13 protein-coding genes and 1 pseudogene are annotated in these 19,411 nt (G+C 59.2%); 3 read left to right on the top strand and 11 right to left on the bottom strand.

Going from position 1 to position 19,411, the window contains the following annotated elements:
* Nucleotides 1-470: 470 nt before the first annotated feature.
* From ASE94_RS17605 to ASE94_RS17595, 3 genes are read left to right on the top strand one after another with little or no spacing between them, the layout of a single operon-like run.
* Complete coding sequence (locus tag ASE94_RS17605; RefSeq protein ID WP_062631461.1) at nt 471-2,255, top strand: YbhB/YbcL family Raf kinase inhibitor-like protein; 1,785 nt, start codon at nt 471-473, stop codon at nt 2,253-2,255.
* Between the two features lie 36 nt (nt 2,256-2,291).
* On the top strand, nt 2,292-3,431 hold the full coding sequence (locus ASE94_RS17600; protein WP_082461287.1) for an alpha/beta hydrolase: 1,140 nt from the start codon (nt 2,292-2,294) through the stop codon (nt 3,429-3,431).
* A 16-nt stretch (nt 3,432-3,447) separates the two neighbouring features.
* Complete coding sequence (locus tag ASE94_RS17595; RefSeq protein ID WP_062631460.1) at nt 3,448-4,011, top strand: DUF4142 domain-containing protein; 564 nt, start codon at nt 3,448-3,450, stop codon at nt 4,009-4,011.
* A 380-nt stretch (nt 4,012-4,391) separates the two neighbouring features.
* Here ASE94_RS17595 and ASE94_RS17590 read toward each other — a convergent pair whose 3' ends face one another.
* The 11 genes and pseudogenes from ASE94_RS17590 to ASE94_RS17540 form a co-directional block, all read right to left on the bottom strand.
* Nucleotides 4,392-4,625 (bottom strand): DUF378 domain-containing protein, encoded by a 234-nt coding sequence (locus ASE94_RS17590; RefSeq protein ID WP_062631459.1) that lies wholly within the window; start codon nt 4,623-4,625, stop codon nt 4,392-4,394.
* A 136-nt stretch (nt 4,626-4,761) separates the two neighbouring features.
* Complete coding sequence (xth, locus tag ASE94_RS17585) at nt 4,762-5,535, bottom strand: exodeoxyribonuclease III (RefSeq protein WP_062631458.1); 774 nt, start codon at nt 5,533-5,535, stop codon at nt 4,762-4,764.
* 10 nt (nt 5,536-5,545) lie between these two features.
* Complete coding sequence (locus ASE94_RS17580) at nt 5,546-5,854, bottom strand: hypothetical protein (RefSeq protein WP_061909879.1); 309 nt, start codon at nt 5,852-5,854, stop codon at nt 5,546-5,548.
* Nucleotides 5,855-5,922: 68 nt separating this feature from the next.
* A complete protein-coding gene (locus ASE94_RS17575; protein ID WP_062631457.1) occupies nt 5,923-8,145 on the bottom strand; it encodes a glycosyltransferase family 4 protein in 2,223 nt (740 codons plus the stop codon).
* Nucleotides 8,142-11,253: pseudogene (locus ASE94_RS17570) on the bottom strand (glycosyltransferase). The gene ASE94_RS17575 and the pseudogene ASE94_RS17570 overlap by 4 nt, the downstream one beginning before the upstream one ends.
* Before the next feature lie 56 nt (nt 11,254-11,309).
* On the bottom strand, nt 11,310-13,511 hold the full coding sequence (glf, locus tag ASE94_RS17565; RefSeq protein ID WP_082461294.1) for a UDP-galactopyranose mutase: 2,202 nt from the start codon (nt 13,509-13,511) through the stop codon (nt 11,310-11,312).
* 100 nt (nt 13,512-13,611) lie between these two features.
* On the bottom strand, nt 13,612-14,778 hold the full coding sequence (locus ASE94_RS17560) for a glycosyltransferase family 4 protein (RefSeq protein ID WP_244484181.1): 1,167 nt from the start codon (nt 14,776-14,778) through the stop codon (nt 13,612-13,614).
* Nucleotides 14,779-15,241: 463 nt separating this feature from the next.
* Nucleotides 15,242-16,225, bottom strand: a complete 984-nt coding sequence (gene glsA / locus ASE94_RS17555) for a glutaminase A (RefSeq protein WP_244484179.1) — start codon at nt 16,223-16,225, stop codon at nt 15,242-15,244.
* A gap of 165 nt (nt 16,226-16,390) precedes the next feature.
* Nucleotides 16,391-16,762: a PRC-barrel domain-containing protein gene (locus ASE94_RS17550; protein ID WP_061909885.1), complete on the bottom strand. Its 372-nt coding sequence runs from the start codon at nt 16,760-16,762 to the stop codon at nt 16,391-16,393.
* A gap of 341 nt (nt 16,763-17,103) precedes the next feature.
* Entirely contained in the window at nt 17,104-18,405 is a 1,302-nt protein-coding gene (locus tag ASE94_RS17545; protein WP_062631455.1) for an LLM class flavin-dependent oxidoreductase, read from the bottom strand.
* Entirely contained in the window at nt 18,402-19,409 is a 1,008-nt protein-coding gene (locus tag ASE94_RS17540; protein WP_062631454.1) for an ABC transporter substrate-binding protein, read from the bottom strand. The genes ASE94_RS17545 and ASE94_RS17540 overlap by 4 nt, the downstream gene beginning before the upstream one ends.
* Nucleotides 19,410-19,411: the final 2 nt, after the last annotated feature.

Genomic DNA, 19,411 nt, shown 5'->3' with positions numbered 1-19,411 from the left:
TGGAATACGAAGAGCAAGCAAAACTAGCCTAACTTAGTGTCTACCGAACCGGCAGCAGCTCACACGTCATAGTCAGTCATAAAAGGCTCCATCGGTGGGCGGTCTGTCTGGGGGGGTAGCCCGAGGCTCAGTTTTTGGTCAGCGGCCGGATGTTCAAGTAACGCTGCAAGATACTCGACAAAAAAGCCACCTCTGGCGCGCTCCAAAAATCTGTTCTCGTACCACTCATGAAAAGCTGCCGTGCTTCGTCGTATGTGAAATGGGTTCGTTCCCTCAGAGCCATAATCTAGGCCGCTAGATACTGCCCGAATGAAAATCATTCTGAGCGGTCAATGGTGGTCACGAATAACCTGTGATGATCTCACAGCAAAAGAAACACCACGATTTCCTGGCATTTGCCGAAGTGATCATGGCCTGGGCAACAGGCACACCCGCTGAACATTCAAGCCTCATACTGAGGAGGCATTTTCATGAAGTTCAGCACTGCCCTTGCGACATTGGCAATACTCGGCGTCACACCTGTTTTGGCTCAGCAGGGTGATGGTACCGATCTGTCCTATTCCGTCAGCATTTTCAAACCGAACAAGGTGCTGCCCACGAGCGACAAACTGGCCCAGCTCAAAATTCCGGAAGGCTTTTCGGTCAAGCCTTTTGCGGCAGGCCTTGGCAATTCTCGCATCATCGCGGTCGCCGACGATGGCACTGTCTATTTCAGTCGGCGCGAAGAAGGTGACGTGCTGATGCTGCGGGACGAGGATGGCGATGGGCGGGCCGATAAGGCGCCGGTGACCGTCGCCAATCGTCCGCAGACGCACGGCCTCGCCATTCACGATGGTAAGCTCTACATCGCGACGGCCAAGGAAATCTTCGCAGGCGAAATCCAGGAAGACGGGACACTTGGTGAGCTCGAACTGCTCGTCGGCGATTTGCCCGATGCCGGACAGCATCCTAACCGCGTGCTCGAGTTTGGGCCCGATGGCATGATCTATTATAGCGCCGGCTCGACCTGCAACGCCTGCAACGAGACAAATGCCGAAAATGCCACGATCCTCCGCATGGCGCCGGATGGCAAATCCCGTACCATTTTTGCGTCAGGCCTCCGCAATACAATCGGTTACGATTGGAATCCGACGACAGGCGAACTGTGGGGCCTCGATCACGGCATCGACTTTCTCGGCGACGAGGTACAGCCCGAAGAACTGAACCTTCTCGAGCAGGGTAAGCAATATGGCTGGCCTCATGTGTTCGGTGAGGGCGATCTCTATCCGCAAAGCAATCCGCCCGGTGGCATAACCAAGGAACAGTGGCGCGAGCAAAGCACACCAATGATGATCGGCTATACGGCGCATGCCGCGCCGATGCAGATGAAATTCTATGACGGCGCGTCGTTCCCCGCCGAATACCAGGGCGATGCCTTCGCAACCATGCGCGGTTCCTGGAACCGCAACCCGGCTTCTGGCTACGAGATTGTCCGGATTGATTTCGAAGATGGCAAGCCGGCTTCGATCGAGCCTTTCATCAGCGGCTTTTTGACCGATGACGGTACGACGCACATCGCGCGTCCCGTGGGTCTTGCCATTGCCAAGGATGGATCACTGCTGATGGCCGACGACGCCAATGGGGTGATTTATCGCATTGCTTATGAGGGCAATGAAGCGGCCGCCGAGGGCACCGACACGCCGCCGGCCGAGGTCATGGAAGAGCAGGCATCGCGCGGGGTCGGCGTGCCGCTCGCGCTCCAACGCGATGAAACTGCGGCCGAAGGCGTGCTCGATGTCATGTCGGGAACGATCGAAGCGGACGCCGGCATCCCCGAAAAACATAGCGATTATGCCGATGGTGTTTCTCCGGCGCTCTCCTGGACTGCTGTCGATGGTGCAGCATCCTACGCTATCATCATGGAAGATCCGGACGCCAAGCCGATCACTCCATTCGTCCATTGGCTGGCTTGGAATATTCCTGGCTCGCTGACCCAGTTGCCGGAAGGTCTGCAGGAGCAACCCCGCCTGATGGAGCCTGAAGGCGTCATGCAGGGCCGCAACAGCGCTGGGACAAATGGCTATTTTGGCCCCAAGCCGCCCGTCGGTGATCCGCCACACCATTACCATTTCCAAGTATTGGCGCTCGATAAGGTTCTCGGACTTCCCGCGACCGCCGATCGCGATGCGCTGCTCGATGCCATCGAGGGGCATGTGATCGGCAAGGGCGAGCTTGTCGGCACGTATCAGCAGACCATCGAGCCGCCCAAGCAGTAATTTTCTTTCATCAAGATCATTTTCAAGGACCAAACAATGACGATCCGTAAGACACTTTTGGGTGGGCTGGTTTCGGCTGCCCTGATGACGACAGCGATGACAGGCGTCATCGCCCAGGATGCGACGCCGGCCACACCCGCGGCACCGGCAAACCCCGGAGCCGCAACGTCACCACCCATGCCTGCTTCGCCGAAACCCGCGGCTGAAATGGCGCAGCCCAATGCCGACATGAAGGCCGTGCTTGATGCACTTGCCGAACTTGAGGCCAAGCCTTTCCATACGCTGAGCGTGCCTGAAGCACGTAACCAGGCCAGCCCTGCCGATGCTGCCCGGACAGTGCAGCGGGATAAGAAAATTCCATCCGAGCCTGAATCGCTCGTTGAAACCAAAGACATTGCTATTCCGGGCCCCATGGGTGCGCTCCCCGCCCGGGTCTATATGCCGCCGGATGTTGGCGCGGGCCCATTGCCGGTCATTGTCTATTTCCACGGCGGTGGCTGGGTGGTCGCCGATATCAATGTCTATGATTCAACCCCACGGGCACTCGCCATAGGTTCGAAGGCGATCGTGATCTCCGTCGATTATCGCCATGCCCCGGAATGGAAATTTCCGGCAGCACATGATGATGCCTGGACTGCCTATGAATGGGTGGTCGAGAACATCCACACCATGAATGGCGATGCTGCGCGGATCGCTGTGGCCGGAGAAAGTGCGGGAGCCAACCTTGCGGCCAATGTCGCACTGATGGCCAAGGAGCGTGAAGCAACGCTGCCAGTCTATCAGTTGCTTGTCTATCCGATTGCAGGAACAGACACTGAGACGGAGTCCTATCTCGAAAATGCCGAGGCCAAGCCGCTTGGAAAGGCCGACATGGAATGGTTCTTCGAACACGTTCTCGAAGACCCCGAGCAGGCCAGCGATCCAAGGCTCAATCTCGTTGGCCGCGACGATCTTGCAGGCCTGCCGCCAGCAACGGTGATTACCGCACAGATCGATCCGCTGCGCACCGAAGGCGAGACTTATGCCGAGGACCTTGAAGCTGCCGGCGTTGTGGTCAATGCGCTGCATTACGACGGCGTGACCCACGAATTCTTCGGCATGGCCAAGGTCGTTCCCGAGGCGAAAGAGGCAGTTGACGCCGCGAACGCCGATCTCACCGCCGCTTTTGCCCAGTAACAGCCAGGAAAACAAAATGACTCTTCGGATCAAAATCGCTGCTGCTGTCACAGCCGTGGCACTTTCTCTTACCCTCTCCCCTTTGGCTTTTGCGCAGGACGTCCTTGCCAAGCCGGCCGGCGACGCATCGCCGGTTTTCGTTGTCGATACGCCAAGCTTCCTCATGCAGACGATGAGCGCCAACCAGTTCGAAATCCAATCGAGCGAACTGGCCAAGCAAAAGGATCAGGAGGACGCGATCAACGAGGCGGCCGACATGATCATTGCCGATCACAAGGCGGCGGGCGAAAAGCTCGACGCGCTCCTTGCAGATCATCCGGCAAAGCCGGTCAATACTCCGGCGCTGTCACCCAAGCATCAAAAGATGCTGGATCAGCTCGAGGCGGCCGACGGCGCGGACTTCAAAGCGCTTTACCTCGACATGCAGGTGCAAGCGCATATGGAAGCCGTGGCGCTGTTCCGGACCTATGCCGGATCAGGTGATGATCAGACACTGGTGGGTTTTGCCCGAGAAACCTTGCCGGCGCTTGAAACGCACTTGGCGCACGTTACGGCAATTGTGCACGGAGAGCACCGCTGAGGTCGTAGCTATATGTGGAGCGTTATTCCACACATTCGTCGATGTGACTGGAATAACGCGCTCGACCGAACGCATCTAAAAGTCTCAGTACGCTGCAGGAGAGTTTGCCTTGCGGCGTATGTCGGCGTTTGGACTATGAATTCCCGGAAATGCGGACAGCCGCCAACAGACAAGCCTTGAAAGCTGCACGTCGTTTGTAGTGGCGACATTACTAGGAGTGGGCTTGCTATGGGATCGAGAACCGGCTGATGCCCCAATAGTCGTTGTCGGCCTTGCCGCATATGCGAGTTACAGGCCGTCCCCTCGCCGAACAACAAGCGTGCGTCGACAGAGACAAAGAGTTGCCTGGCCAAAACGTTCGTACCGGCCAGGCTGTGGGATTAGTGACGGCGAGCCGATTCCGCAGGCACTTCACCTATGGACATCGCCCGGAAGAACGGAATGAGTTGATAGACGGCAGAAAGGCCGACGAGAACATAAACGATCCGAGCCAAGGCGGCGTCCTGGCCGCCGAAGAGGGATGCCACGAGGTCGAATTGGAATGCGCCGACGAGCAGCCAGTTCATGCCGCCTAAGATGACGAGTAGCAGCGTTATAAGATTGAGGGCTTTCATGAAATTCTCCAATGTACATTTGGAGAACCTCACCGTGCATCGACAGTTCCGACGATTAACAAGCCACCGTTTCGAACTGCTCTTCGAACTGAAGTTGAGCCAATAATGGCCTGCAATCGAGGTGGCGTTTTCGGCGTCATGACCTCAGAACAATCCATGTTGGGGCGTGGTCGCTCGACTTCTCCCAGCCTCGAACATGACGATCGACGCCAGCCTTTTCCAAGCGTCCTGCAATGGCCGGTGCGAGCAGGAGGTGGTCGATCCGCAGACCAGCATCCCGGCCGTAGGCATTCTGAAAATAGTCCCAGAACGTGTAGATCCGTTCATCTGGATGAAGTTTGCGAACCGCATCCGTCCAGCCTTGCTCGACGATTTTGCGGTAAGCGTCACGCACCTCTGGCCTAAAAAGTGCATCGTCGACCCAGCGTTCCGGTTTGTAGACGTCCATTTCGGTGGGCATGACGTTGTAGTCGCCCGCTAAAATCACAGGCAGGTCCGTCGCCAGCAGTTCCTTCGCGTGCGCAGCAAACCGCTCCAACCATTTTAGCTTGTAGTCAAATTTTGGGCCTGGTGCCGGGTTGCCGTTCGGAAGGTAAAGGCAACCGATGATTATGCCCTCGACCGCAGCCTCGATGTACCGGCTGTGAAGATCATCACGATCGCCAGGAAGTCCCCTTCTGGTCTCGATCGGCTCTGCTCCTCGAGCAAGAATTGCAACGCCGTTCCAGCTCTTCTGACCATGCCAGATGGCGCCAAATCCGGCAGCCTCGATAGCGGCAGCGGGAAAACGCTCATCTGGAGATTTCAGCTCTTGCAAACAGACGACATCGGGCTCCGCCTCTTTAAGCCAGCGGAGAAGGACCGGCAGGCGGCCATTGACGCCATTGACGTTGTAGGTGGCGATCTTCATCTCGAACGGCCTAGAGCTGATCGTTGTCAGGGCCCTTTGTTTCGCCGACCCTTCTAGCCAGAGCCGTAAACGACGGCATACTTGCGCCATCTCGGTTGTTATTGGCGAGCCGAAGCAGCCGAGCGGGAAAGGCGATGGCGTCGCGATGGGCTGGCGACAGGTCTTCGGAAACGCGATCGTCGCCCAAGACAATTTGCTCCGATCGAGCAAGACATTGGTCGATTTCCTCGATGGAAACGAGGCCTTTGGCGACCAGCATTTGATTCAGGCCTGCTATGGCCATCAGGAGGCCTTCGAGTTGCAGATTGGCGGTGTTCATTATCCGAGCTCCTCTTGTTGGACAGGAACGAGCCGTCAGCCTTGCCGTTGCGATGGCAAAAACCCCTATCACCGCTTAGCAGTCCATTGTGCCAGTTCTTCCGCGAGGGGTTGGTAAATTGTCCGGCTATTGTCGGACCAAGCGTGTTCAAGCAATCCATTCTGACAGGCCCTATCATCGTCCCACCCAAAATGATTGAGGATGGGATAAAGGCATAGCCCCTCCATCGGTACGCCTTTTGTGCGAGCGAGAGAGACCTCGCCTGCCGCATAACGGAGCCACTCGGGTCGCGCCTCAAATTCTGTACCAGTCTCAGAGAGCAATATTGGACGCCCATAGCGACCGTGTATTTCCATCAGCAACCGGTGCAGGGGGAAATATTGCGGATGATGGCGATCGATCGGCGGCCCGCCATGTATCCATTGATTGTTGCTGTAATAATTGACACCGACGATATCGAGCAGCCGCATGGAGCCGCCAAGCTGCGGCCAGGCAAGTCCGGCCAGCATGTCCCAACTTTGATACTGTGCTTGGCGGTGGCCCTCTGCGGCCCAGAATTCATGCGGTCGTTCTGGCGCTGTCACCACATTGATCGCGGGGTCGCAGTGTACGAAGCGGGCGCGGTTGTCGATCTCGAGAATCGCTTCCATGGCGGCGATAGCCGCACGGGTTAGTTGGACCTTCAGCTCGAAGCCGCGGCCCCTTGCAAACGGATTGAGATAGCCGGCATCGCCGCCGCCCCAGGCGGTGAAGGATATTTCGTTGACCGGGCAATAAAACGGGATCGCGTCGCTATGGTCGCGGACCAGGCGAGCGGCGGCGCGGGCGAAGGCGGCGAAGCGATCAACGAATTGCGGTTGCCAGATATCGAGATCGTCCGGCCAGCCATAGTGGAATAGATCCCATATGACCTGTGTGCCAGTGGTGCGGGCGGCCGTGAGCATGGGCAGGATGCTCGACCAGTCGTAGCGGCCGGGAGCGGTTTCGATGCGGTGCCAGCGAAAGCCATCGCGGAAGGTACGCATGCCGAGAGACGCAAGTTGGCGATAGTCGGCTTCGGCATGTTGATCGTGAAGGCTAGAGGCGATGATGTCGAGCCGCTTGCCATTGCTCAGCCGATGGGTAGAGCACTCGAAACCGCCTTGGTAGAAGGATTGGAAGAGGGTCGGCGGAGGGGCCGAGGGGCGCTCGGCGATGACCGTGTCAATCAGGCAGCGCCATTGCGGCGTGACCACTGCGGCGCTGTAGGTGTTTTCGACTTTTGTTCGAAGTGCAGTGCCGAGACGTGTGCGAAGGGTGGAGTCGTCAAGGAGACGCACCATGGCTCTGGCGACCGCCTCAGGCGCGCGATGGGGCACGAAGAGCCCGGATAACTCATCCTCGATCTGTTGCAGGGCGCCGTTGTCGGGCGTCGCTATGACCGAAAGTCCTGCCGCTCCAGCCTCGGCTATCACATGAGGCATGCCTTCGCCTTCCGAGAGCCAGGCAAAAATATCCATGGCCGCGAGAAGGGCGGGGACGTCGCGGCGATCGCCAAGGAAGCGCAGGGCATGCTGCAGATGGCTTTTCAGCGCCAGCAGTTGGAGCTTTTCCGCATATTCCGTCATGAAAGCATCCGGACCGCCCACGATCAGAAACAGCACGTCGGGACGCTGCTGGTGGACGATGGCTGCGGCGGTGATAAAATCTTCAACGCGCTTCTTTTCGTCGAGCCGCCCCACCCAACCGATGACAGGGATGGTTTCATTAATACCGAGCTCGGCGCGCATGCGCTGGCGATCGTCAGGGTGAAACTCGCTCAGGTCGACCATCGATGGAATTTCGATGGCGTCGTGTTCGCGGCCCGGCATTTTTCCCGCGGCGGCATCGCGGATCGAGCGGCAGACACCGACATAGCGGCTGGTGAGGTGCTTGGGTCCAGCCAGGGCTTCAGAGACGAGACCGCCGTGTTCGATCAGTGGCGGACGCTGATGCGCGCGTTCGAGGGCTGGATAAATATCGGCGACATTCTGGCATGATATGACGACGTCATAAGTTGCGACCTTGCGCGCGAGATAGGCGACAGTGTCTTCAAACGAGAGGCTGTAGGGCACCGTGTCGACATCGACGCCCAATGCACGCAATTGCTCGTGGGTTTGGGCAGGCATGCCTGGCTTGTGGAAGCAGGCGACGACGTCGATGCGATAAAGAAGCGGGTCTAGCGTCTGGGCGAGAAGGCGTACTTCTGTCTCTTCGCCACCCACGACAAGCCAGGCAAAGACAAAGAGGATGCGTTTGGGGTCGGTGTTCAATCGGCCACCTTGAAGACGATCTGCATGAATTCGGGCCGTCTTTCCACCAGTTGGGCTAGGAAGGCCGGCCCGTCTTCAAAAGGCACGACATGGGTAATGACTTCGCGTTTGACTATGTCCCCGACCGATTGGAGGAGAGCCACGGTCTCGTTTGCCAGCCGGCGCCGATCCCATTGATGGCTGAGGCCTCGAGGAACACGATTGATCTGGGCGCACTTAAGCGCGAGCCCGTTATGATGGAATTCTTCCCCCAATCGCAGAGCTTCGGCGCCGCCTTGGTAAAAGGCGAGGTCGATCACGGTGCCTTGTGGTTTTAGCGCCTGAAGGGCGGAATGTAGACTGCCGGCGTGAGCGCGGGTTTGGAAGACAAAGTCTGCGCCGCGATCGCCGCCGCTATGCCACTGCGTCTTGGCATGTTGCGCTGCTTGCGCCTCGTCCATGGCGAGAATGCCGAAAGCTTCGAGCTTGCCGCGACGATAGGGCGAGGGGTCAGCAACGATCAGGCCAGCCGCGCCGGCGCGCTGGGCAAACAAAGCGGTCATCAGGCCGACCGAGCCGGCACCGACGACGATGACATGGCGACCGGCAATGCCCTGGCCCAGATGGGTCACCTGGCTGCCGAAAATGTCCGCGTCGGCGTGCAAAATGCCGTTTGCCGCAATGGGGCCCATCTGGCCGACGAAGACGCCGAGGATGGGGTCTAGGCTGGGCGGAAGGGGCACGAGCACGTCGCGCGAAGGATCAGCTGTGTGGCCAGTCTTGTGAGCGTAAGCGGTAGCGACGACCTGGCCATTGGCAAAGGCCGGGCTGCGGCTTTCGAGCACTCGCGCCGATTCCATATAGCCAAGGAAAGGCACGGGATAATGAAGACTTGGTTCGCCCGGCTCGAACACCCCGCGCTCGCCATTCCAGCGCGAGAAGAAATAGGGATTGGTGTGTTTCATGAATGTCAGCTCAGTGCCGGCTGAAAAGCCGGAATAGAGCGTTTGCAATTGCACCTGACCGTCGCCGGGCGGGCCTTCGTCATAGCCGAAATGATAGGCCTGGCCTTCGCGTTCGATGCCGAGCGAGCGGATGTGGCGGTGGGGCATCAGGGTGTCACCAGATCGACGGCTTGGCCGGTCGCAGCCGATTGGTTGATGGCCAGCGCAACGCGGTGGGTTTTGAGGGCTTCGCCGTAGGAGCAGCGTATTCGGCTCGGCTCACCGCGGACGGCATCGATGAAATCGCGGTCCTCGCGCCAGACCGGGTCGCCCTCTGCATGGCGAACAGGGCGACCGGCGCCGACATCGACCATGATATCGTGATCGGTCAGTTCCAGCGCCATGCCATCGGCAAAGAGATGGAGCCCAACACGGTGGCCCCAATTGAGGAGGCAGGTTGAGCCGATATTGCCGACCGCGCCGGATGCAAAGCGAAGGCTCGCCGTGCTGACTGTTGGCACGTCGAGGCCGGGAAAATTATCGCGGTTGGTATGGCCGGCAAGGCCAAAAACCTGGGTGACATCACCGACAAGATAGCGGGCGAGGTCGATGATGTGGGTGGTCTGTTCGACCATCTGGCCGCCGGATTGATCCTTGTGCCACCACCATTGCGGCGGTGGGGTTTGGTCAAGCCAGTAGCCCGAGAGCAATTGTGCCGGGCGGTTTTCCAACAAGCGCCGGGCTTCATCGACCGTGTCGAGATAGCGCCAGTGATAACCGACCGCGGTGATGAGGCCTTCGGTCTCGATTTCGCCAGCCAGAGCCTCCGCCATTGCGAGGTCGAGCGAGATGGGTTTTTCGACGAAGAAGGGGAGACCCTTGGTGATCACGGCGCGTTCGGCGGCGCCATGCGCGAAGGGGGGAATGCAGATATAGATGGCGTCAAGGCTGCCGTGCGCAAGCATGTCGTCGTGGCTGGCGAACGCCCGGGCGCCAAAGCGTGCGGCGGCGTCAACGGCGCGGTCGAAATCCACGTCAGCGAAGCCTGCCAGTTCGACATCCTCGAATTGTTCGAGCACACCGAGATGGCGCTGGGCGATGCCGCCGACGCCGATAAAGCCTATGCGAGTCTTGGTCATGCGGAACGGGCCTGTAATTGCGATAAGGAAGGTGCCATGGCGGAGGCGTAGATTTTCGCGGTTTGCGCGGCCATCCGGCTGGCAAGGAAATGCTGGTTGAACCGCTCACGTCCGGCTTCGCCGGATTTCTGCGCGGCGTCGGGATTGGCGAGGGCTGTGGTTATAGTGGAGGCCAGAGCGATGGGATCAGCAGAGGCGGCGAGATAGGGGTGAGCCTCGCCCACGGCTTGGATACTGCCGCCGATTGCGGTGGTGACGATCGGCACGCCGGCGGCCATGGCTTCGAGAAGCACCAGCGGCAGGCCCTCGAACAGGGAGGGCGAGACCAGCAGGTCTGCGGCCGCCAAGAGGTCGGGAACATCATCGCGATGGCCAAGGAGGGTCACGGCATGATCGAGCCCAGCGTCGCGCACGGCGGTTTCCAGCTTCGTGAAATCCGGACCATCGCCGACCCAGACGAACCGCGCACCCGGCTGATGTTCGAGCACGGCCGGCACTGCGTCGAGCAAGGTGGGATAGGCTTTCTGCTCGGTAAAGCGCGCAACGGTCAGCAGCATTTGTTCGTGCGCCAACAAGCCCAAGGCCGTTCGGGTGTTTTGACGGTCTGTTGTGGCCGCGCGCGCCGCGATCCCGTTGGGCACAAGAGCAAAACGAGATGCGCCATGGCGGCTCGCAAAGCTGTCATAGGCGGCGCGTGAGACAGTGATGACGCGATCCACCGAGAGAAGCAGGGCACCATATTCCGCCTGTTGCACGGGACTAGTCAGCACATAGGGCAGGTGTTCGGTGCGGATGGTCGGCAGGCCCGCGGCCTTCCCGAGCCGCACGAGTTCGTGGCCTTCCCAGCCGATGCCGGCATGGACATGGAGCAGCGCAGCATTGTTTCGCAACCACGCTTTGAAGGGATTGAGAGCGGAAAAATCTAACGTCTTTATGCGCAGGCCCATGCCAGCGGCGCGGCCAAGCAAATCGCGGCCGCCTGCATTGCCATCAGCGGCGATCACAACATCGAACTCGTCCGACAAGGCGCTGCCGAGCGTCAGCATGTGTTCGCCAAGGCCCGATGGATGGTGGCTATCGGTCGCCAAAACCAGGACGGGTCTCATGAGCCAACCGCCATATCGGTGGAGACATTCATGCGGCGATAGTGGGCCAGCGCCTGCCCGACGACCTGATCCATATTGTAGTAGCGATAAGTGCCCAGGCGACCGACGAAACTGACCTCAGGATGTGCATCGGCGAGATCGGCATATTGCTTATAGAGCGCTGCGTTTTCCGGTCGCGGGATGGGATAGTAGGGGTCGCCATCGGCCTGGGGCAATTCGTAGCTGATCGAGGTCTGGCGATGCACCTGCCCCGTCAGGTGCTTGTATTCGGTGATGCGTGTATAGGGCACGGCCTCGTCTGGATAATTGACAACGGCCACCGGTTGGAAACGGCGCTGATCCAGGGTTTCGTGGCGGAAGGCGAGGCTGCGATAGGGCAGGGCGCCGAAACGGTGACCGAAATATTCGTCGATCGGGCCCGTGTAGATCGTGCGGGGCGCCAGATTTTCTGCGCGGATATCGGCATAATCAACACCAAGCGCGAGATCGATATTGTCGTGGTCGAGCATGTTTTCGAACATGGCCGTATAGCCATGAAGCGGCATCGCCTGGAACGTATCGAGGAAGTAGCGGTCGTCCTCATTGCAGCGCGTGGGGATACGTGAGGTGACAGCCTTGTCCAATTGGCTAGGGTCCAGACCCCATTGCTTGCGCGTATAGCCTTCGAAGAATGTGCGGTAGAGTTCGGCGCCAACCTGATTGATCACGACATCCTTCGACGTCCGCAGTTCGGCAATCGGCTCGGCGCGGCTGCGGAGGAATTCTTCGGCTTCAGCGTCAGTGCTGAGATCGAGGCTATAGAGCGCGTTGAGCGTCGTGCGGTTGATCGGGATAGGCACGCGCTTGTCCCCAACCGCTGCAAGCACGCGGTGCTCGTAAGGCCGCCAGGCGGTGAAGCGGGAGAGATAGGTGACAATGGCGTCGCTATTGGTGTGGAAGATATGCGGGCCGTATTGATGCACCAGAATGCCGGCAGCATCGTGCTTATCATAAGCATTGCCGGCAACATGGTTGCGCCGATCGCAAAGGAGAACGCGCTGATCGCTGTCGGCCGCCAGTCGTTCAGAGAGGACCGATCCGGCAAAGCCAGCGCCGACAATCACCACATCATAGGCCGAGCGGCGTTTGGAGCTGCGCATAACCGGCAAGCGGATGACGGGGCGATCGCCACAAATGGCTTCGTCAACGAGACGCGACATCTGTTCGAAGGTTTTGTCCCAGGACATGGCGGCGAGTTTTTCGTCGACGGCCGGCTGCCAGTCACCAGGTTTGAGAGCCAGTGCGGCCTCGCAGGCGGCGATGAATTCTGCTGGTGTCCGAGCGATATTGACGGCATCGAGCGCGCCATAGGCGGCGACGACGTCAGCAATAGGTGTCGAAACGACGGGGATGCCGGCGGCCAGATATTCCGGCGTCTTGGTCGGGCTGATGAAACGCGTGGCCTCGTTGATAGCGAAGGGCATGAGTGCCACGTCCCAACCGGCGAGATAGGCCGGGAGGTCGGCATAATTGCGTTGACCAAGGAAATAGAGATTTGGCACGCGGGGCAGATCGTCGGGACCGATCTTGGCGAGCGGCCCCACCATGATGAGCGACCAATCGGGTCGAGCGCGGGCGACCTTCTCAAGCAGTTCCAGATCGATCCGCTCGTCGATCACGCCATAAAAGCCGAGGCGCGGGCCGGGGAGGGCGTTGAGATCGCCGGCAGGCGCCATGCCTTTGCGGGCCTGGGCGAAGTGAGCGACGTCGACGCTTGATGGAAAGACATGGATATTGTCATGCTGCCCGCGCTTAGCAGCAAAGAGGCTTTCGCCGCCCGTGAAGACCACGTCCGCGCGGTCGATCAGTTCGGCTTCGAGGGTTTTGAGCTGCGGTGGGGCGAAACGGAAATTGGCCAGTTCGTCCATGCAATCATAGACGATGGCCGCCGCGTCGACGTGTTTGGCAAAGCCGAACATCATCGGGCTATAGAACCAGAGGACGGGCTTTGAGACGCCATGGAGGCGGAGCAAGGTGTCGAGCAAGCCTCTAAGTGCTGTCTCGCGCTGCGCTTCATCCCACCAATGGGGGATGCGCGGGCGGACGGCAATCACGTCGGTGCCGGCGAAAGGGTGATATTCGAGATAGGGCAGGTGGTGGTCGGTCGGGATATATTCCTCGAAGAAATAGACCTGCCGCTCACCGACAAACCTCTGCATCAAATGCTGCGGACGCTGCAGCACGAAATCCCAGCGCAGGTGCGAAAAGCAAATAAGGGGCGCGGCACGGCCTGCAGGCAGGGCGTCGAAATGGTCAGGCTTAAGCTGCTGGTTCAAACGACGCTCCTTGGCGGTCGGCTGTTGGGGATTTTTTGGCAATGGCCTCAGCGATCAGGCTCTCGAAGCGGGCGGCCGTGTGGGGCCAGGCCCAGCGTGCGAGGACGGCTTCGCGGGGGCTGAACCGCTCGGGATGATCAATCGCGGCAATGATGGCCTGCTCGAAGCTATCGGCCGGCGCGGCAATGCCGGTTTCCGGCAAGATATATTGAAGGCCGCAGGCGAGGTCGGCATTGGCCACGACGGGGAGGCCCGCGAGCATGTATTCGGTGATGATGGCAGGAGCGCCATCCTCGACACCACACACGACGCCGACACGCGCCGCGTTCATCAGCCGGTTGACCTCGGAGTAGGGCACGCCCGGTGGGTCGATGAAATCGACGGTGATGTCGAGGTCATGCGCGCGCTGGCGAAGCGCTGCCGCATCCTCGCCATAGCCCATGACGCAGAGCGCGGTGAGCCGGCGCGGCGCGCGGGCCATCGCATCAAACAGTACGTCGTGGCGCTTATAGGCCTGCGCCGCGGCAACATAGATGATGTCGTATTGTTTCGGGTCGCCGGTCGGGAAGAACGTTTCGGGGGAGGCGAATTCGGGGCCGATCGGCATGATCGCGGTGATCATATCGGGATGACGTTCACGGACGAGATCGGATTGCCACTCGGCACCTGTCAGCACAATGTCGAAATGGCGGCTGATCTCGGGTGGTACGCGCAGGGCAGGGGCGTCGATCGAATTGTAGATGATGATGCTGTCGCGGCACGCGTCGAGCATCGCTTCGCTGACCCCTAGACCCCATATGCAGAGAATGCGCGGTGCGCCATGCATGCGGATGAAATCGAGCATGGTCTCGGAATGGAAGGGCGCAGTGTCGTGACGGAGGGGAAAGATCCGGCGCGCGAGGTGCGGGCTGTCCTCGTGGAAGGAGCCGTGTCCGATGCTGTGGTGCCAGATTTCGGCGAATTCGACGAGACCGCTGCGAATGGCAGTTAGCGGTAGGCGCTCAAGGTAACTGCCTACGACGGAGGGAGCGGGTTCGCTAACCAAAAGCTTCCTCGGCGCGGCGTCAAAAGGCTTTTCACCAGGCCGATGACTGTTTTCGACGCGGTCGCTGATCACCACAATGGACGTGCGCAAGCCCTCGCTGAACAAATTATGCTCCGCCGTTCCCGCCACGAGTGGCGTGGGTCAAAACTATGAAAAGATTTGGCTTTTATGGCCAAGCAGCCACTAAGGTTGCCTGCATGAACCGCGCCTTTCGCGTTAAGTTCCGTCACATGTCACGCGTTGCATAGAAGATCAGAGACGGGAGCGGACCCGGACACCCCTACAAGAGCCCAGCGCGAGCCCTCGCTAGGTCACTGGAAATTCGTCGCACTCTCCGGGACGAGTACATTACTGCCGACCCTGTCGGGCGCAGGATTTGAGGTGATGTTTCACGCATTTCGATTGGCCGCACCGGGACCAACGCTCTGCGTTTCGTCGTTCCTGGCGACGGTGCAGGCAGGTAATGTTGCCATAGCCAATTATTAGGATGGGTTTTCGTGTCTCACGCAACACCATGAAACCTCGGCCCAATCCAACCAGCGCAGATATATGGACGGTCAACTAACCACTAGGGTTTGCTCAGGATATTTCCGAACACGGACCAATCCGTACGGTTCGTTAGGTACTCCAGCCCCAGAACACCAAGCCAACTATTCCCAAACGGGTCCAGCGCAGGAGACCATGCCGCTATGGATGCGATGTGCGGCACGACAGCCAGGATGCCGCCGCCAACACCTGATTTTGCCGGCAGGCCAACCCGAAAAGCGAAGTCTCCGGACCCGTTGTACATACCACATGTCATCATTATGGAGAGGATGCGCCGGGCGCGTCGGGATGCTTGCAAACCTCGGTCCGATCGTTCGTCTGGACCCTCCTGCATAAGAAACCGCCCCGCTTTAGCGAGCCCAATGCAATCGAGGGAAATAGCGCATTGATGCACATAGGCGTTCATAACGTCATCGACCGCATGGCGCAGATTGTCGTGGTGCTTGGCCATGAACAGCAATGATCGGTTGAGATCACCCCTAGCCTGATCGCTTTCCAGTACGTCCGCGTCGACAGTGACGATTTCGTCGTCCATTTGCTGTTTGACGAAGTTCATCACCGAGCCATTCGCATCTTCCCCTTTTGCATCGAGAAGCGAGTCGATCACGACGAGCGCGCCAGCATTGATGAAAGGGTTTCGAGGCACTCCTTTGAAGCGCTCGAGATCAATAATGGAATTGAACGCGTCTCCAGATGGCTCTCGGCCGACTCTCTTCCAGAGCTTGTCACCGTGTCTTTGCAGCGCCACTTCAAGCGCGAATACTTTGGAAATAGACTGGATCGGAAATGCATTGGCTGCATCGCCGGCCTTTACAAGATCGCCTTTGCGGGTAAACACAGACAAACCAAATTTCGCAAAGTCCGCTTTGCGGGGCGCCGGTTTGTGGTGCTCGTCTGCCACCTTTTTTGCGTCTATATAGATCCGTTCAGCATGGTCCTTTACGTCCTTAACCGTCTCATCAAGAATTGTTTGCAACTCGAATACGCTGTGCTGACGGTCTTTCACTCAGAGTCTCCCCATTTTCTGGTCAACGTGCGGCAAAGATTTGAGTGACAAGAATTGGAAGAATAAATGTCGACGCTTTTTGCGTGCTCCAACGCGTTCTAAGCATAAGACCCAATCAAAAACCCGCGCCGTAGCGCGGGTTTTTCTGCGTTGTAGCGTTGAGTGTTAGTCGTTCCAGAGCTCGAGCTGCTGGGCGGCGGTGGGTTCGATCGCAAGGGACAGACGATTGGCTTCCCACGTAAATTGGTCGATTGGAACGATCACGTCGCCGTCAACGTAACCAGCGGCCTCTTCGAAATCGACAACCAGAGCTGTCGCGGTGGTCGCATCGGTACCGAGGACGGCTTCGACTTCACCGATTTTGATCCCTGCTGCGTCGTAGAGATCCCAGTCTTCGATCTGATCGACCGTGCTATTGAATGCAGCTACCTGCGCAGTGTCTTCCAGCTCGACCCACTGGGTCGGTGCTTGCGCCAATGCCGGTGCTGCAACGAGCAGAGCGACGGCAGGAACCAAGGCGAAATTTGCTTTTTTCATTCAGAAACTCCGTTTGCTACCGGAGAGGAACGCCCCAGGCATCGCATATGGTTGCCGGGCAAAATGTCGCGATTCCCGACCGCTAGTGTACCTGCCGCCGCTCGTGGGCCGTTGGCAGGTACGATGGTTGATCGCGACTCAGTCTCATCCGACTATGGTCGACAGGGCGTCAGCACGGCCGCGGGCCATAGCCGATGATCATTAGCCGTTAGGGCTCCTGCCGCTACGCACCGCGCCATCGCGTGATCTCCCTTTCCAGGAACGCGTAAAGCTCCGTCGAGCGACCGAAAGGCGCCGGTCAGTGCTAAAGAATGGAGCGACTTTTCCAGCAGTGCTCTACCCTACGGCAGCCGTAGACGGGCCCGCAGGGTCGCTTGTTCGTCTGTTGCAAACACGGCGCGCTCGAGGAGTTGCGGGACTACCAGATCGATAAAGCTCTGCAGGTCAGCAGGCATAATTGGGGCCATGACGTTGAAGCCGTCGGCCGCTTCATTGTCGAACCACAACTGCATCGTCGTCGCAATGTCCGAGCCGGTGCCGACTGCGAGCAGGTGCCCCCGTCCACTTGCCATGCGCATCAACAATTGGCGCAGGGTCATGCTGTCGCGGCGGGCGATGTTGGCCAACACAGCGACACGGCTCTGGCTCGATTGGCTTGTTGCAGCATGAGCGCGAACGGTGTCGGGCAAGGGTGCGTCGAGATCCGCCTGGGAAAGATCGGTGCCAAGGAATTCGGAAAGCTTGGCGAGGACGTGTTCGATAACCATGAAGCTGTTCATCTGCTCAAGGCGGTCTTCAGCCTCACCGAAAGTGGGAGCGGCGATGGGCACAAGGCCGGGATAGATAAGAAGGCTTTCGGGGGCTCGGCCATGCTGGACGGCACGCGCCTTCATGTCACGATAGAAGGCCTGCGCATCGCCAAGGTCGGACTGTACGGTGAAAACCATGTCGGCATAGCGGGCGGCAAAGTCTCGCCCGGCTTCGGAGGCGCCAGCCTGTGCAAGGATGGGGCGACCCTGCGGGGAGCGCGGCACATTAAGCGGACCACGGCTGCGGACAAAGGGACCTTTATGATCGATAGGCTGCACCTTGGCGAGATCGAGGTAGCGGCCCGATTGTTTTTCGGCAATTCGCGCGTCGGCCTGCCAGGAATCCCACAGGGCAATGACAGCCTGGGTGACATCGGCGGCGCGAGCATAGCGCTCGGCGTGATCGGGCATGGCATCGAGCCCGAAATTATAGGCTTCGAGCGGGTTGGAGGAGGTGACGATGTTCCAGCCCGCGCGTCCTTTGCTGATGTGATCGAGGGAGGCAAAGCGCCGGGCGAGATGGAATGGGTGGTCGAAGCTGGTCGAGGCGGTGCCGATGAGGCCGATGCGGCTGGTCACTGACGCAAGTGACGAGAGGATAATCAGCGGGTCCATGGCATCGCAGAGATGCCGGTCCGCACTGTGCTGGAGCGCCAGCACATCGCCCAGAAACAAGGCGTCGAAGCCACCGTCTTCGGCGCGCCGGGCAATGTCGATCCAATAGTTGAGATCCGTCGAGGCCAGGGCATTGCTTTCGGGCATGCGCCAGCCGGCCTCATGACTACCGATGCCGAAGATGACGGCATTGAGGCCCATGCGCCGGCCTCTGCTCATGGTGCAGCGTCGAGATAATCGTTGGCGTAATAGGCGGTGAAATCGGGCTTGGCAGTTACCGGAGCGCCATTGCCATCCTTGAGAATGCCGGCATCGAAGAGAAATGTGCCAATAGCCTCCATTTTGGCAGGGTCGATGGTGCCGATCGCGCCATTTTCGCCCCGGATATAGTGCCCATCGATCAAGGCCTCCAGCGAGGCCCGGACAAAGTCCCGGTGGAGCAACACATCGGCATTGGCTGCGACGAGAATGTCAGTAGCCTCATCGGGATGGGCGACGGCATAGTCATAGCCGCGCTGGCTGGCCGTGATGAACGCTTTGGCGGTGTCCGCGTTGCGGGCAAGGTAGGCATTGCTGGTGCCAATGAAATTGGTGTGCTGGTCGGGCACGCCGAAGTCGGCGTAGCGGAAGGCACGCTGGGCAGGGCCGTCGCGCTCGGCTTTAATGCCTTCCCAGGTGTAGACTTCGAGGGTGAAATCGACGGCACCATTGGCAAGCGCTTCATAGGCGGAGGTGCCAAGGGTGACGGTCTCGAACTCGCCCTTACCGCCATCATGACGGATGATCGTGTCGATCAGGGCGCTCTCCCATGCGCTGCCGAAGCCGCCATAGATTTTGCCATCGAGATCTCTGGGAGACCGGATGTCCTGCCGGTCGGCATTGAAGACGAGGCGGCCGGTTTCGGTCTGGACCAGGGCATAGGTTGCCACCAGATCGGCCCCGGCGGTGCGCTGCGTGAAAAGGCCGATAGAGCCCAGAATACCGAAATCGGCGACCTGATTGGCGACCAGCGTACCAGCAGATGTATCGGTATAGGGCAGGATCTCGACGGCGAGCCCAGCCTCCTCGTAAAAGCCCTTGGCCTTGGCAACATAAAGGCCGATGTGATTGGTATTGGGCGTCCAGTCGAGCGCAATGGAGACGGGTGTGCCCTGGGCAAGGGCCGGGGTTGCGACTAGACTGACGGCGAGGCCGAGCGCTATCATCAAACGGGAAATGGGCATGA

This window comes from Devosia sp. Leaf64 (assembly GCF_001421945.1).
Taxonomy (GTDB): Bacteria; Pseudomonadota; Alphaproteobacteria; order Rhizobiales; family Devosiaceae; genus Devosia.
The sequence above is the reverse complement of the archived record's forward strand: the minus strand, read 5'-3'. Positions and strand labels throughout refer to the sequence as shown.

Excerpts from the sequence above, each read along its gene's own strand:
- xth (WP_062631458.1), bottom strand. The coding sequence starts at position 5,535 with ATGAAGATCGCCACCTACAACGTCAATGGCGTCAATGGCCGCCTGCCG.
- ASE94_RS17540 (WP_062631454.1), bottom strand. The coding sequence starts at position 19,409 with ATGCCCATTTCCCGTTTGATGATAGCGCTCGGCCTCGCCGTCAGTCTA.
- glf (WP_082461294.1), bottom strand. The coding sequence starts at position 13,511 with ATGCAGAGGTTTGTCGGTGAGCGGCAGGTCTATTTCTTCGAGGAATAT.
- ASE94_RS17545 (WP_062631455.1), bottom strand. The coding sequence starts at position 18,405 with ATGAGCAGAGGCCGGCGCATGGGCCTCAATGCCGTCATCTTCGGCATC.
- ASE94_RS17580 (WP_061909879.1), bottom strand. The coding sequence starts at position 5,854 with ATGAACACCGCCAATCTGCAACTCGAAGGCCTCCTGATGGCCATAGCA.
- ASE94_RS17590 (WP_062631459.1), bottom strand. The coding sequence starts at position 4,625 with ATGAAAGCCCTCAATCTTATAACGCTGCTACTCGTCATCTTAGGCGGC.
- ASE94_RS17600 (WP_082461287.1), top strand. The coding sequence starts at position 2,292 with ATGACGATCCGTAAGACACTTTTGGGTGGGCTGGTTTCGGCTGCCCTG.
- ASE94_RS17550 (WP_061909885.1), bottom strand. The coding sequence starts at position 16,762 with ATGAAAAAAGCAAATTTCGCCTTGGTTCCTGCCGTCGCTCTGCTCGTT.
- ASE94_RS17605 (WP_062631461.1), top strand. The coding sequence starts at position 471 with ATGAAGTTCAGCACTGCCCTTGCGACATTGGCAATACTCGGCGTCACA.
- ASE94_RS17595 (WP_062631460.1), top strand. The coding sequence starts at position 3,448 with ATGACTCTTCGGATCAAAATCGCTGCTGCTGTCACAGCCGTGGCACTT.